Origin of the sequence: Tessaracoccus palaemonis (genome assembly GCF_019316905.1) — a bacterium.
Classification (GTDB): Bacteria; Actinomycetota; Actinomycetes; order Propionibacteriales; family Propionibacteriaceae; genus Arachnia; species Arachnia palaemonis.
In genome coordinates, this window is the sequence record NZ_CP079216.1 from 1,753,109 (window position 1) to 1,765,817 (window position 12,709).

At 67.4% G+C, this 12,709-nt stretch carries 15 protein-coding genes and 1 tRNA gene; 6 read left to right on the plus strand and 10 right to left on the minus strand.

What is annotated here, in order from left to right:
- Nucleotides 1–4: 4 nt before the first annotated feature.
- The 3 genes from ftsX to prfB all read right to left on the minus strand — a co-directional run bounded on the left by ftsX (nucleotide 5) and on the right by prfB (nucleotide 2,845).
- Nucleotides 5–907 carry a permease-like cell division protein FtsX gene (gene ftsX, locus KDB89_RS07965; protein WP_219079957.1) on the minus strand — a complete coding sequence of 301 codons (903 nt, stop codon included), beginning with the start codon at nucleotides 905–907 and terminating at the stop codon, nucleotides 5–7.
- A gap of 19 nt (nucleotides 908–926) precedes the next feature.
- The gene (gene ftsE / locus KDB89_RS07970; protein ID WP_219079959.1) at nucleotides 927–1,613 is read right to left on the minus strand and encodes a cell division ATP-binding protein FtsE; all 687 of its coding nucleotides are present in this window, start codon (nucleotides 1,611–1,613) and stop codon (nucleotides 927–929) included.
- A 119-nt stretch (nucleotides 1,614–1,732) separates the two neighbouring features.
- Nucleotides 1,733–2,845 carry a peptide chain release factor 2 gene (gene prfB / locus KDB89_RS07975; RefSeq protein ID WP_255555839.1) on the minus strand — a complete coding sequence of 371 codons (1,113 nt, stop codon included), beginning with the start codon at nucleotides 2,843–2,845 and terminating at the stop codon, nucleotides 1,733–1,735.
- 82 nt (nucleotides 2,846–2,927) lie between these two features.
- Between prfB and KDB89_RS07980 the strand changes: the two genes are divergently transcribed.
- Together KDB89_RS07980 and KDB89_RS07985 are read left to right on the plus strand one after the other, a co-directional pair.
- A complete protein-coding gene (locus KDB89_RS07980) occupies nucleotides 2,928–3,386 on the plus strand; it encodes a GatB/YqeY domain-containing protein (protein ID WP_219079962.1) in 459 nt (152 codons plus the stop codon).
- Nucleotides 3,387–3,432: 46 nt separating this feature from the next.
- Nucleotides 3,433–3,506 (plus strand) — tRNA-Val (locus KDB89_RS07985).
- 168 nt (nucleotides 3,507–3,674) lie between these two features.
- Here KDB89_RS07985 and KDB89_RS07990 read toward each other — a convergent pair.
- Together KDB89_RS07990 and KDB89_RS07995 are read right to left on the minus strand one after the other, a co-directional pair.
- Nucleotides 3,675–4,340, minus strand: coding sequence for an NUDIX domain-containing protein (locus KDB89_RS07990; RefSeq protein ID WP_219079964.1), 666 nt, complete (start codon nucleotides 4,338–4,340; stop codon nucleotides 3,675–3,677).
- Complete coding sequence (locus KDB89_RS07995; RefSeq protein ID WP_219079966.1) at nucleotides 4,337–4,720, minus strand: DUF4406 domain-containing protein; 384 nt, start codon at nucleotides 4,718–4,720, stop codon at nucleotides 4,337–4,339. Before KDB89_RS07995 ends, KDB89_RS07990 begins: the two co-directional genes overlap by 4 nt.
- 47 nt (nucleotides 4,721–4,767) lie before the next feature.
- Here KDB89_RS07995 and KDB89_RS08000 point away from each other — a divergent pair, with 47 nt between their 5' ends.
- Together KDB89_RS08000 and KDB89_RS08005 are read left to right on the plus strand one after the other, a co-directional pair.
- A complete protein-coding gene (locus KDB89_RS08000; RefSeq protein WP_219079968.1) occupies nucleotides 4,768–5,571 on the plus strand; it encodes a DeoR/GlpR family DNA-binding transcription regulator in 804 nt (267 codons plus the stop codon).
- Nucleotides 5,572–5,712: 141 nt separating this feature from the next.
- Nucleotides 5,713–6,198, plus strand: coding sequence for a ribbon-helix-helix domain-containing protein (locus tag KDB89_RS08005; RefSeq protein WP_255555840.1), 486 nt, complete (start codon nucleotides 5,713–5,715; stop codon nucleotides 6,196–6,198).
- A gap of 420 nt (nucleotides 6,199–6,618) precedes the next feature.
- Here KDB89_RS08005 and KDB89_RS08010 read toward each other — a convergent pair whose 3' ends face one another.
- Nucleotides 6,619–8,286 (minus strand): DUF222 domain-containing protein, encoded by a 1,668-nt coding sequence (locus tag KDB89_RS08010; protein ID WP_219079970.1) that lies wholly within the window; start codon nucleotides 8,284–8,286, stop codon nucleotides 6,619–6,621.
- Between the two features lie 226 nt (nucleotides 8,287–8,512).
- On the opposite strand from KDB89_RS08010, the gene KDB89_RS08015 reads away from it, so the two are divergent.
- Together KDB89_RS08015 and KDB89_RS08020 are read left to right on the plus strand one after the other, a co-directional pair.
- The gene (locus KDB89_RS08015) at nucleotides 8,513–8,953 is read left to right on the plus strand and encodes a DUF4262 domain-containing protein (RefSeq protein WP_219079971.1); all 441 of its coding nucleotides are present in this window, start codon (nucleotides 8,513–8,515) and stop codon (nucleotides 8,951–8,953) included.
- A gap of 9 nt (nucleotides 8,954–8,962) precedes the next feature.
- Nucleotides 8,963–9,664 carry a glutamine amidotransferase gene (locus tag KDB89_RS08020; protein WP_219079973.1) on the plus strand — a complete coding sequence of 234 codons (702 nt, stop codon included), beginning with the start codon at nucleotides 8,963–8,965 and terminating at the stop codon, nucleotides 9,662–9,664.
- Nucleotides 9,665–9,691: 27 nt separating this feature from the next.
- Here the strand turns inward: KDB89_RS08020 and KDB89_RS08025 are convergent, their stop codons facing one another.
- The 4 genes from KDB89_RS08025 to KDB89_RS08040 form a co-directional block, all read right to left on the minus strand.
- A complete protein-coding gene (locus KDB89_RS08025; protein ID WP_219079975.1) occupies nucleotides 9,692–10,363 on the minus strand; it encodes a cation diffusion facilitator family transporter in 672 nt (223 codons plus the stop codon).
- Nucleotides 10,360–10,719, minus strand: coding sequence for a Cd(II)/Pb(II)-sensing metalloregulatory transcriptional regulator CmtR (gene cmtR, locus KDB89_RS08030; RefSeq protein ID WP_219079977.1), 360 nt, complete (start codon nucleotides 10,717–10,719; stop codon nucleotides 10,360–10,362). Before cmtR ends, KDB89_RS08025 begins: the two co-directional genes overlap by 4 nt.
- A 32-nt stretch (nucleotides 10,720–10,751) precedes the next feature.
- The gene (locus KDB89_RS08035) at nucleotides 10,752–11,483 is read right to left on the minus strand and encodes an NmrA family NAD(P)-binding protein (protein WP_255555841.1); all 732 of its coding nucleotides are present in this window, start codon (nucleotides 11,481–11,483) and stop codon (nucleotides 10,752–10,754) included.
- Between the two features lie 7 nt (nucleotides 11,484–11,490).
- A protein-coding gene (locus tag KDB89_RS08040; protein WP_219079980.1) for an IS3 family transposase occupies nucleotides 11,491–12,707 on the minus strand; the annotation gives its coding sequence in 2 pieces (ribosomal slippage) (nucleotides 11,491–12,431 and nucleotides 12,431–12,707; 1,218 coding nt in all).
- Nucleotides 12,708–12,709 lie beyond the last annotated feature (2 nt).

Genomic DNA, 12,709 nt, shown 5'->3' on the forward strand with positions numbered 1-12,709 from the left:
GAAGTCAGATCTTCAGATACTTGCGGGTGGCAACGAGTGTGGGGATCACGGCAAGCGCAACTCCCACCAGTGCTGTGCCCACAATGGCAGCACCGAGGTGACTCCAGCCAATCCAAGCTAAAGCAGAGAGTGAGGGTTGAGCGTTCTGGACGATGATGAACCAGAACCCCGCCGTCAAGGCGCCTGCGGCGATGATGATGCCGATCAGACCCGCGACCAGGGATTCCAGCAGGAACGGCAACAGGATATAGATATTTGAGGCGCCCACGAGCCGCATGATGCCAATTTCCCGTCGACGGGAGAATGCGGCCATCCGTATGGTGTTGGCGATCTGCAGGGCACCGGCGAACAGCAGCAGCCCGGACATGACCAGCGTCACCCACTGCAGGGTGCTGAGCCAGTTGAACATCGGGTCGAGCACGCTGTGCAGGTCCTGGACGTTCTGCACGCCGGTGAGCCCCTTGGCCTCGCTGACGACGCCCGCGTAGTTCTCCGGGTTCACCAGCGAGACGGTGAAGGAGTCCTGCATGTCGTCGACGGTGCGCGACGCTGCCGCGGATGAGTTGGCGAAGACCCGCTGGAACTCCTCGAAGGCCTGCTCCTTAGACTGGTAGGTCACGGTCGCGACCTCGGGATTGGCCTCGAGGGTGGCCTGGATCTGCTCCCGCTGCGCGTCGGTGGTCCCCTTGCCCTCCTCGCACTGCCCGCCCTGTGTGCTCTCGGTGCAGAGATACACCGAGATCTCGATCTTCTGGTAGAGGTCCGCCTTGGCGACGTTGACCTCCATTGCAGTGAGGAATCCCGCGCCGAGCAGGGTGAGGGAAACAGCCATCGTGACGATGACCGCGATCGTCATGGCCAGGTTGCGTCGCAGCCCGGACCAGGTTTCGCGAAGTGAATGCCGCATGAAAGAAAGTTCTCCTGTCCTACGCCGTGCCGTAAACGCCCTTGGCCTGATCCCTGACGAGTTCTCCGGAACGGAGCTCGAGGACGCGGCGGCGCATCTGATCGACGATGGACGAGTCGTGGGTGGCCATGATCACGGTGGTGTCGGCCCGGTTGATGCGGTCGAGGAGCTTCATGATGCCGACCGAGGTCTCCGGATCGAGGTTGCCCGTCGGCTCGTCAGCGATGAGGATCTTGGGCCGGTTGACGAAGGCGCGCGCGATCGCGACGCGCTGCTGCTCGCCGCCGGACAGCTCCTCACAGGGGCGGTCGCCCTTGCCGGCGAGGCCGACCAGGTCGAGCGTGTCGGGCACGATCCGCTTGATGTGCTTGGCGGGGCTGCCGATCACCTGCAGCGCGAACGCGACGTTCTCATAGACCGTCTTGCCCGGCAGGAGGCGGAAGTCCTGGAACACCGTGCCGATCTGGCGGCGGAGCTGCGGCACCTTCCACTGGTTCATGGTGGCGAGGTTCTTGCCGGCGACGTAGAGCGTGCCCTTCGTCGGCTTGTACTCGCGCAGGATGAGCCGGAGGAAGGTGGACTTGCCGGACCCGGACTGACCGACGAGGAACACGAACTCGCCCTTGTCGATCTCCAGGTTGATGTTCCTGAGGGCAGGTCGCTCCTGTCCCGGGTAGAACTTGGTGACGTCCTCGAACGTGATCACAGCGGCTCCGGCAGATGGGGAAGATCCTGAGAAACTCTCAGAACTCGATGAATTGTATGCCACCCGTTCTGCAGCCGCGAACTGACACGCGGTGAAGTACAGACATCAGTCTGAGACCGTCAGGCGGAGGCCTCCGACTTCTTGCGCCAGCGGATGCCGGCGTCGATGAAGCCGTCGATGTCGCCGTCGAAGACGGCCTCGGGATTGCCCACCTCGTAGTCGGTGCGCAGGTCCTTGACCATCTGGTACGGGTTCATGACGTAGGAACGCATCTGGGCGCCCCACGAGTTGCCGCCGTCGCCCTTGAGCGCGTTCATCTCCTTCTCGCGGTCCTGGCGGACCTTCTCGAGCAGGCGGGACTGCAGGACCCGCAGCGCGGCTGCCTTGTTCTGTAGCTGCGACTTCTCGTTCTGGCAGCTCACGACGATGCCGGTGGGCAGGTGCGTGATGCGGACGGCGGAGTCGGTGGTGTTGACCGACTGGCCGCCGGGGCCGGACGAGCGGAACACGTCGATGCGCAGGTCACCCTCGGGGATGTCGATGTGGTCGGTCTCCTCCGTCACGGGGAGGACCTCGACGCCCGCGAACGACGTCTGGCGGCGGCCCTGGTTGTCGAAGGGCGAGATGCGCACGAGGCGGTGCGTGCCCTGCTCGACCGACAGGGTGCCGTAGGCGAAGGGGCACTTGACGGCGAAGGTCGCGGACTTGAGGCCCGCCTCCTCCGCGTAGGAGGTGTCGTAGACCTCGGTGCTGTAGTGGTGGCGGTCGGCCCAGCGCAGGTACATGCGCATCAGCATCTCGGCGAAGTCCGCGGCGTCGACGCCGCCGGCCTCCGCGCGGATGGTGATGAGCGCGTCGCGGTCGTCGTACTCTCCCGACAGCAGCGTGCGGACCTCGAGTGCCTCGATGTCCTTGCCCAGCTTGGCCAGGTCGCGCTCGACCTCGGCGTGCGCGTCGGGGTCACCCTCCTCGTCGGCCAGCTCGAGCATGAGCTCGACGTCGTCGAGGCGGGAACGCAGGCCGGTGATCCGGTCGACCTCGCCCTGCTTGGCGGACAGCTGGGAGGTCACGCGCTGCGCGTTCTCCTGGTTGTCCCACAGGTCAGGTGCCGCGACCTGTTCCTCGAGTTCGGCGATCTCCTTGCGGAGCGCGTCGAGGTCGGCCACGGCCTCGATCGACTCGAGGGAATGGGCCAGTTCGGAAATCCGGGCGGTCAGGTCATCGTTTGCCACAGTGGGCCACTCTACCGTGCCGCCCGCGTCCGCGACCTGCCAGAATGGTTGGCGCATCTGCAGAAGAAGAGGAGCAACCCACATGGGAGCCACCAAGAGCCAGCTCAAGAAGGACCTGGCCGACGCGCTGCGCGCCAAGGACGAGGCCGCCAAGATGAACATCCGGATGATGATGGGCGCCATCACCGTCGCCGAGGTGGCAGGCGACACCGCCCGTGAGCTGACCGACGCCGAGGAGCTCGCCGTCATCACCAAGGAGATGCATCAGCGTCGCGACGCGGCCGCCACCTACGCCGACGCCGGCCGCCCGGAGCTGGCGGAGAAGGAGGCCAGCGAGGCCGACTTCATCTCCCGCTACCTCCCCGCTCCCCTGACGTCCGAGGAACTCGACGCGCTCGTCGCGGAGGCCTTCGAGGCGCTCGGCGAGGCCCCGACCATGAAGCACATGGGTGCCCTGGTCAAGGCCGTCAACGCGCAGGCCGCCGGCCGCGCGGAGGGCAAGGAGGTCGCGGCGCGCGTGCGTGCCCGTCTCCAGGCCTAATCCGGGATGCCCCGGGGAGCGCGAGCCGCTACCCTGGGGATCCCTCGGGCGCATAGCTCAGTTGGTTAGAGCGCTTGCCTTACAAGCAAGATGTCGGGGGTTCGAGTCCCTCTGCGCCCACCGTCTCGGACGATCCAGACCCTCTGATCGGGAGTTGCCGGTTCCTGAACGCGGGTGGCGAGTGCCTCAGCGAGCCGGGTCAACTCCCGCTCGACCAGCCGTGGTCAGCTGGTGGAGACTCCAGATCCAGACATGCTCGACCAATGACTCCAACGATGCCTCGGGCGATCACGTGAGGCGAAACGGCCCGCGTAACGCCGCCCACTGCAGGAGCATGATGGTCTTGCCATCCACGATCCGCCCGTCTGCGACCATCGCCAGTGCTTCGGCGAAGTCGAGTTCGAGTACCTCAATGTCCTCACCCTCCTCGACAACTCCTCCGCCGTCGCCCGTGCGGCTGTCCGGTGTGTAGGCGGCTGCGAAGAAGTGGAGCCGCTCCGTGACCGAACCAGGGCTCATGTACGCGTCGAAGACATGCTCGATCCGCGTGAGGCTCACCCCGAGTTCCTCAGCGCTCTCGCGCCGGATCGCGGTGACGGGATCCTCGGCATCGAGCAGGCCCGCTGCCACTTCGATGAGGCGTCCGTCGGGATGATCGTTCACGTAGGCCGGGAACCTGAACTGTCTCGTCAGGAGGACCGTGCGCCGCTCGACGTCATAGGGGAGGATCGCCGCGCCGTTGCCGCGATCATAGGTCTCCCGCTGCTGGCTCTCCCAACGGCCGTCGCGTCGCCGGTAGTCGAACGTGGTGCGCCTGAGCACATGCCAACCCTGCGAGGTCAGCTCGACATCCCGGATGATGACGTTCGGATTGCGTGCCAGCCCTCGGCCGACACGATCGAGGCCAGTGCGTCCGCGATGATCGGGAACGTCGATGCCTGGGCGCCGGCTCATGCGATCTGCGCGTCAACGGCCGGGATGTCCGAGATGTCGTAGTACACCGGAAGTCCCCTGCTCTCAGCGATCGCAACATCCTGGTCCGCACCGGACGAGGCACCCGGCAGGCGCAGCACGGCATCGCATCGGTTGAGCAGTCGCTCTGCAGTTGGGTAGAGAACCTCTTCGGCGATGGGATCGGTGGGGCCCGCACCGGCCGAGTGCAGCACTGGCAGTGCCACCCACTCTCCAATCATCGGAAGGTGCCCCGCAGCGAAGATCGGCCACGCTGCCTCCTCCAATCGAGCGAGGTTGCTGGCCATCGCAGCCGGATCACCGTCCGTGCCCGAACGGTAAGGCCCTGCAATGAGGATGAGCATGGGTTTCGCTGTCGTCATAGTGCCACCATACATGCAATACTATGCATGAACAGGAAGGAACGTGAATGCTCGTCGCTCAGCGCCGCACTCAGCTACTCCAACTCCTCAAAGAAACAGGCAGGATCGTGGCCAAGGACGTCGCCGCCGATCTTGGCATCTCAGAGGACAGCATCCGCCGAGACCTGCGCGATCTCGCCGCAGAAGGACTGTGTCAGCGCGTTTACGGCGGCGCCCTGCCTGTCTCCCCGGCAATCGTCGACTACACGACCCGCCAGTGGGTCGAACCCGATGGCAAGCGCGCGGTGGCCGCGACGGCGGCCACCCTGGTCCGCGCAGGAGGAACGCTGATCCTCGACGGCGGCACGACGGCACTCGCCGTCGCGCAGCTTCTCCCGAGGGACCTGGAATGCACCGTCATCACCAACAGCCCGACGATCGCCTCTGCACTCTTGCAGCACCCACATGCTGACCTGTTCCTGCTCGGCGGCCGGATCTTCAAACACTCTGCCGTCGCATGCGGGGCTGCTGCTGTCGAGGCCGCCCAGAACGTCTCGGCCGATCTCTGCTTCATTGGCGTCACAGGAGTGCACCCGGAGGCCGGGCTCACTACGGGAGACGCCGAGGATGCCGCGATGAAACGAGCGCTTGCTTCGCGTGCGGCCGAGACCTACATCCTGGCTTCTTCAGAGAAGATCGGGACAGCATCGCCGTACCGCGTCCTGTCCTGGGATCAGACAGCCGGAGTGATCACTGACGCAGACCCGTCCAGTGCAACCATCAAGGAGGTGGCGAAACGCGGCGTCGAGATCGTGCACGCCACCGTGGGAGGTCACGCTCCTTCAGACCCTGACTCCGTGTCCCGGCAGTAGGGCGAGCCATGTCCCATTCGGACCGCTTCACACATTTTCGTATAACAGTGATGACATGAGTCAGTCCGAGACCATCGACGGGGAGGCCGTCACCGAGGACCAGATTGCCACCGGGTCGATGAGGCCGAGGCTGGATACGACATGGCGGCGCTGAAGAAGCGCGGCCGTGGTCGGCCCGGTCGCGGCGCTGAGCCCTCACAGGTCATCGCGCTGCGTCTGACAGCCGACGAGATCAGGGCCCTTGATGTGCGGGCGGAACGTGAGGGCAAGTCCCGCCCCGAGGTGATCCGCGAGGCATTGGCCTTGGCGTGCGAGTCCACCCCTCTGCACTCAAGCGGGATCGACCCAAAGGACGCGATTCAGGCAGCAACATGGCCGACCTGGATCGAAGACCTCGATGACGACAGCCCAGGCCGACAACCGCGGCTCGGATTCGATACCCGCGGCCGACTGCTGGAGACGGTCGTGCTGGTCTTCGACAGTGGCAACGAACTCGTGATCACGCCATGGAGGCCCGGCCACAGATGCTTGATCTCCTTCCCAGTGATCCTTCTGCCCGGAGTCGTCTACTCCGGGTATTCCGGGGCTACCCGGCCACGTTCATCCCGCTCGACTTGGATGCAATGAACGAGCACCCGTTGGCCCCCCTGGCTCTGTCCGGCGACTACGCGGTCGTCACCGCGATCTGTGCGGCGCCGCCGCTGCGGTCATGCTCAGCTGCGCGGAGATGGCAGCAGAACAACAACAGGATCCCTCGCCGCAACACTCTGAGGCGTGACGCGTGTCGCGACTCATCAACGCCGCATCGTGACGCACGTCGAGGCCCCAGACACACACCTCCGTACCCGTGGATCGCCAAGCTGGGCCGGAGAGTGTCTTCGGCGCTCGAACCCTGAAGTGTTCACGTGCCCGGGTCGCCGGCACTTCGACGGTCTCAGCGCGGGCCGACCGAGGCGTCCCTGGGGTCGCCGAGCACTTCGACGGGCTCAGCACAGGCCCTGTCGAGGTGCCCTGAGCACAGCGAAGGGGCCGAACCCGTGTCAGGGGTCAGCCGCAGCGGGCGAGGTCGGCGGCGTCGGCGATGGTGTCGCACCAGTCCTGGATGGTCCTCTCGACGGGGCTGAGTTGTGGGCCGAGGTCGGGGGTGCATTCCAGCCAGGCGCCGCCGCTGGTGACTTCGTAGACGTAGCCCAGGGGGCTGGTCCAGCGGAAGTGGCCGGTTGCGATCTGGTTCAACACCCACACCCCCTTCGTCTTGCCGCGGTGGACCCGGCGACACAGCTGGGCGAGGTTGTCCAGCCGGGTCTGGCCCGGTCGGCCGGGCTGGTAGGCGGTGTTGTGGTCGATATCCAGGCGTCGGGTGCGGGTGGAGAACGGGAACGCCTCGGTCGGGCGCAGGAGCCGCAGCGCCTTGCGCATCCGCCGAGTCGGCCGGTACCCGTCGGCGGCGGGGGTGTTGTTCAGGTCGATCACGGGCTGGACCTTCAGCGCGATCTCCCCGTTGCGGTACCCGTCGCCGAGCAACTCGCCGAGCAGCGCGGTGGTGAGCGTGTCGGCCCGCTCCACCGACGCGACCGGGTCAAGGGTTCCATCCGCGTCCGCGGTGATATGCACGACGATCTCCACCCGCGGCAACGGCGCAGGTGTGGGCGGCGGTGGGTCTTCGCCTCGCTGCGCTCGGCGCCCTTCGACGAGCTCAGGGAACCGGGATGGCGGCTCGGGCAACCGGGACGGCTCAGGTGACGTGTCGGGTCGCCGAGCCTGTCGAGGTGCATTGAGCGAAGCGAAAGGACCTGGTCCGGGAGGAGGTGGGGGTTCGATCTCGGGCAACTCGTCCGGGAGCGGCGCTTCGTCCTCGTCCGGCGGCTCCGTCGGCACCGCCGTGATCACCTGCGTGTCGTGGTCGCTGCCCGAGCAGTCGATGGCCAAGGCTGGCTGATCCGCTTCGAGGATGGCGAGGAGCAGGTCGGGGTTCATTGCCAGCGACAGGGCCTTCGCGCGGCGGGCGGAGTGGCCCAGACCGGGATACCTGGCCTTCAACCGCTCCGAGATCTGATGGAGGCGCTCGTCGACGATCCTGCCGTCCAACACATCGAGCCGGCCACCGATGCTGGTGACACCGGGTTCCTCGTCACGCAGCCACACCCCGCGCTGCGCCCGGGCCTCGGCCTCCCGTGCCCTCGCGGCGGCCGCGTCGACCCGGATGATCAGCTTCTTCAGCTCCCCCAGCGCGGCACCGGGCACCAGCCCGTACTGCCTCGGCAGCCAACGGGCCGTGACGGACTCGGCCTGCATCGGATCCAGATCCCGACACAACCAGGCCGCCTTCGCTGCGAGCCAGCATTCGACCTCCCCGTTGATCACGGCCTCGAACAGCATCGGATGCCGGTACTTCAGATTCAGCGCGGAGGCGATCCTCTCGATCGCCGCCGTCTGGGAACACCGCAGCAACGCGGCGACCTCCATCGCCAGGAACTCCGACACACCCGGGGTACCCTCCCCGCCGGGACGGATCAGTTTCTCCGGGAGTCTGGTGTCACGGTCACGGTAGATCTCGGTCCCGTAATCCAACAGGTCGGCCTCGTCCAACCGGTACGCCAGGGCCAGGTCGCACAGGGCCTCCAGCTCCTCGGCCTCGCCGCGGCGACGCAGGTCGACACCGGCGCGGAGGCGGTGGGTCGCCTCCCGGGACTCGTCGCGTCGTCTGCTTTCCATGACACCCACGCTACGACCCGCCACCGACAGTTTTCACACGCCCGAACGATTATCCACAGACTGGTGTGCGAGCCCCATGAACCAGGCGATCGATGACCTCAGGGCACCTCGCCAACGGTCGGCTCAGCTCGGTTTCCGCGCACAACAATGCCCACGCCGGGGGTGGCTGCTCCTATATTGCAGCGGCCCCGACATAGGCATCGTTGTGCTGAAAGGGGAGTACGGGGTGGCCATCCCCTGCGTGATCGGCACCGAGGACGATCCCGGGCCGACGTTTGCGTACACCGTCGGCCTCACCGCGATCGGGCAGCCGGAACTGGTCACGTACGGGGTCCCACCCGAGTCGGCCCAGGTCTTTCTGAACGACCTGGCCCTCCAGGTACGCGCCGGCCGTCGACTTGAGGCCGGCGAGATCGACCACAGGGTATTCCGGGGCTACCCGGCCACCTTCATCCCGCTGGGCTGGGAAGCGATGAATGAGTTTCCCCTGGCTGCCCTGACGCTGTACGGAGACGACGCGGTGGTCACCGCCATGCAGGTGCTGTGCCCCGATCGATACGGCAGGTGGCCGTGGGAGCTGGGCAGCATCACGGATCCCGACTGGCTGCTGGGGCCGGTGCCGGCCCGCCTGCTCGACTCCGGTGACCGGGACTCGTTCCGGCGGTAGGGTCGCGCCATGCCCCGCACCGCGCTCGCGATCCGTCACGTCCCGTTCGAGGATCTCGGCACCCTCGATGCGGTCCTGCGCAACCGCGGCTATGGCATCGCGTACCTCGACGCGGGCATCGCGGCCATCACGCCGGAAACTGTGAGCGCGGCCGACCTCCTCGTGGTGCTCGGCGGGCCGATCGGCGTGTATGACCGCGACCGCTACCCCTTCCTCATCGAGGAGCAGCGCGCGATCCGGGCTCGACTCGACGCAGGACTCCCGACGTTGGGCGTCTGCCTCGGGGCTCAGCTGATCGCGCAGGCCATGGGCGCCGAGGTCGCCTCCACCGGCCGCCACGAGATCGGGTACGCGCCGCTGACGCTGACAGACGAGGGACAGGCCTCCGTCCTCGCCCCACTGCAGGGACACCCGGTGCTGCATTGGCACGGCGACCAGTTCGAGATCCCTCATGGGGCGACCCGGCTGGCCGAGACACCCGGCTTCCCGAATCAGGCCTTCGCGCTCGGCGACACGGTGCTGGCGCTGCAGTTCCACCTCGAGGCCGATCACACGCGGATCGAGAGCTGGCTGATCGGCCACGCCCACGAGCTCGCGGCGGCGGGCATCGACCCGGGCCGCCTCCGGAGCGACGCCATTGCCTTCGGTCCCGGCCTGGCACTCACGGCCGCCCGGGTCATCGACGCGTGGCTGGACCGTCTCGACGCCTGAGCGTCACCCAGGAAATCCAGCGGACCCTCAGCAGCAGCCGTCGTCGCAGGCCTCGACCTCGCCCGTCAGGACGGACACCGGGGCGGCGCAGCAGGCGCGGCCGCGCCAGGCCTCTATCCCCTCCCGTACCGCGAAGCCGGCGATGAACAGTGCGGCAACCGAGTCGGCCCAGGCCCAGCCGAACAGTGCGTTCAGCCCGAGCCCGACGACGAGGGCGGCCGACAGGTAGGCACAGATCAGGGTCTGCTTGGAGTCCGCAACCGCGGAGGCGGAGCCGAGCTCGCGGCCGGTGCGACGCTCGGACCAGCTCAGGACCGGCATCACCACGAGGCTCAACACGCCGAGCACGATGCCGACGGTCGAGTGCTCGGGCTCCCGCAGCCCGGTCAGCGCGAGCACGGACTCGACGGTGACGTAGGCCGCCAGCGCGAAGAACGCGACGGAGATGACAAGCAGCGCCGCACGCTCCCGCTTCTCCGGGTCCGGCGAGGCGAACTGCCAGGCTACGGCCGCGGCGGAGAGGACCTCGACGACGGAGTCGAGCCCGAACCCGATGAGCGCGGCAGACGAGGCCGCCCGCCCCGCGATCAGCGCAACAGCGGCCTCGACGACGTTCCACGTGATCGTGACCGCCACGACCAGCCGGATCCGGCGCCGCAGCAGGTCCCTACGGGCAGGCTCCAGGGCCGTCGCGGTCACCGGGACTCCCCCGCGTCGCAGCAGCCGATGACCCCGCAGGCCGGGTCGATGCAGGGAACTCCCTCGTCGACGGCGAGCGTCACGTCCACCAGCGCCCGGAGGGCCGCGGCGAGGTGGGCATCCGCCATCTCGTACCGCGTGCGCCGCCCCTCGGGCTCCGCCACCACGATGCCGCAGCCCCTGAGACACGCCAGGTGATTCGACACATTCGTCCTCGTCAGCCCCAGGTGGGCCGCGAGGGCCGCCGGGTAGCTCGGGCCGTCGAGCAGCTCGAGCAGGATCCGGGATCGGGTGGGGTCCGCCATGGCGCGGCCGAGCCGGTGCATCACGTCCAACCGGGAGGTTATGGTCAGCATGCGCTGACCATACAGCCAATGCTGACCAGTTGTCATGCCGTCGACGGATGAGACCTCAGGTGGTCGGCCAGCCTGATCGGGTCGGTTCCCGTGATGCTGCGCACCGCGTCACTGACCTTCGCCATGGCCCCGCTGCGGATGGCGGTGTAGGTGCTCACCCACGCGTCCAGCTGCCAGGCGGGCGCGCCGTACCCGGCGCGGGACGCATACGCCTCCTCCACCGTCTCGTCGTGGAAGCGGACGGGGCGCCCTCGCACGGCGGAGATGGTCTCGGCGACCTCGGTCATCGAGAGGGCCTCGGGGCCGGTCAGATCGTAGGTGCGGTTGCGGTGGGGTTCCGGGGCCGCCAGCACGCTCGCAGCAGCGCGGGCGACGTCTCGGCGGGCGACGATCGCGCACCGGCCGTTCCCGGCAGGCCCGCGGATGACGCCGTCGTCGCCGACGAGGGCCTCCATGAAGTCGATGTAGAAGCTGTCGCGGAGGAACGTCCACGCCATCCCCGAAGCCCTGACGTACTCCTCGGTGGCGTAGTGGTCGCGGGCGAGGGTGAAGGTCGCATCGGGTGCCGCGGCGACGAACGAGGTGTAGACGACGTGCCCGACCCCCGCGGCCGCGGCCGCCTCCACGAAGGTGCGGTGCTGCTCGAGGCGGTCCGCGCTCTCAGGGGCGGAGACCATCAGCAGCGTGTCCACCCCGGTCAGCGCCGCCCGCGACGCCTCCGCGTCCCCATAGTCGAAGTGGGGTTCTCCGCAAATTGTGGACACGTGCCGCTTACGCGGCTTGATCCTTGGTGACCCGGCCGGTGTCGGTCTGGGTCTTGGTGGTTTCGAACTCGACGGGGCGTTGGTAGCCCAGGGCTGAGTGACGTCGTCGTCGGTTGTAGACGACCTCGATCCAGCGGGCGACCTCCCGTCGGGCTTGGGCCCGGGTCGGCCAGGTGTGCCGGTGGTAGAACTCGTGCTTCAGCGTGGACCAGAACGACTCAGCCATCGCGTTGTCGAAGCACACCCCGGTGCGTCCCATCGACTGCTCCACCCCGAGGCGTTTCGCGGCGCGGTGCAGTTGGTCGGAGGTGTACTGCGTGCCGCGGTCGGCATGGAACACGACCTGCCCCGGGACGTCACCACGGAGGGTTCTCGCCATAGTCAACGCGCGTTCGACCAGGTCACTGTCCTGGTGGGAGTCCATCGCCCAGCCCAGCACCCGCCGGGAACACCCGTCACGCACCACACACAGGTAGAGCCAGCCCTCCCCGGTCCGCAGGTAGGTGATGTCCGAGACCCACACCCTGTTCAACTCTCCCGTGTCCCACTCGCGGCTGACCCGGTCGGGAATGTGGTGAGTCGGGACCCCCGGGATCGTGGTCACCGGCGAGAACGAGCGCGGGGAGATCCCCTCCAGACCCTGCCGACGCAACGACGAAGCGACCGTCTTCACGTTGACTGCCGTGCCCTCCTGGTGGAGATCAGCGGTGATCCTCGGCGCGCCGTAGACCTGGTCAGAGGCCTCATGCAGAGCACGGACCCGTTCATCCAAGCTCGCCTGCCGGCGAGCCCGGCTGCTCGGACCAGCCACGCGGCGCTGGGCCCACTGGTAGTAACCCGACCTGGACACCCGCAACAGCCGCGCCATCCGGGCCACCTCAAAGTTGGCCTTCTCCGCCGCCATCAGTTCGAACCGTTCGATCGTGGTGGCTTCGACGCGAAGAAGGCAGCTGCTTTTCCCAGGAACTCGTTGTCCTTGCGTAGCTCGCTGACTTCCCGACGCAACCGCTTCAACTCGGCCCGCTCGTCCAAGCTCAGATCGCCGTCGGGCTCGCCAGCGTCCCGATCACGCTCCGCCTGGACCCACCGCCCCAACAGCTGGGACCCGATACCCAACTCCTGGGCCACATGCGCGATCGGCCGCCCGGTGTCGATCACCAACCGAGCCGCCTCGGCCCGATACTCCGCCGTGTACCTCCGACGACTCTTCTTCTCTGCTGCCATCA

What these genes read in the sequence shown, in the direction of transcription:
- KDB89_RS07990 (WP_219079964.1), bottom strand. Translation starts at nt 4,340, where the DNA reads ATGAGCCGGCGCCCAGGCATCGACGTTCCCGATCATCGCGGACGCACT.
- KDB89_RS08010 (WP_219079970.1), bottom strand. Translation starts at nt 8,286, where the DNA reads ATGGAAAGCAGACGACGCGACGAGTCCCGGGAGGCGACCCACCGCCTC.
- KDB89_RS07995 (WP_219079966.1), bottom strand. Translation starts at nt 4,720, where the DNA reads ATGACGACAGCGAAACCCATGCTCATCCTCATTGCAGGGCCTTACCGT.
- KDB89_RS08020 (WP_219079973.1), top strand. Translation starts at nt 8,963, where the DNA reads ATGCCCCGCACCGCGCTCGCGATCCGTCACGTCCCGTTCGAGGATCTC.
- KDB89_RS08005 (WP_255555840.1), top strand. Translation starts at nt 5,713, where the DNA reads ATGGCGGCGCTGAAGAAGCGCGGCCGTGGTCGGCCCGGTCGCGGCGCT.
- KDB89_RS08000 (WP_219079968.1), top strand. Translation starts at nt 4,768, where the DNA reads ATGCTCGTCGCTCAGCGCCGCACTCAGCTACTCCAACTCCTCAAAGAA.
- KDB89_RS07980 (WP_219079962.1), top strand. Translation starts at nt 2,928, where the DNA reads ATGGGAGCCACCAAGAGCCAGCTCAAGAAGGACCTGGCCGACGCGCTG.
- ftsX (WP_219079957.1), bottom strand. Translation starts at nt 907, where the DNA reads ATGCGGCATTCACTTCGCGAAACCTGGTCCGGGCTGCGACGCAACCTG.
- cmtR (WP_219079977.1), bottom strand. Translation starts at nt 10,719, where the DNA reads ATGCTGACCATAACCTCCCGGTTGGACGTGATGCACCGGCTCGGCCGC.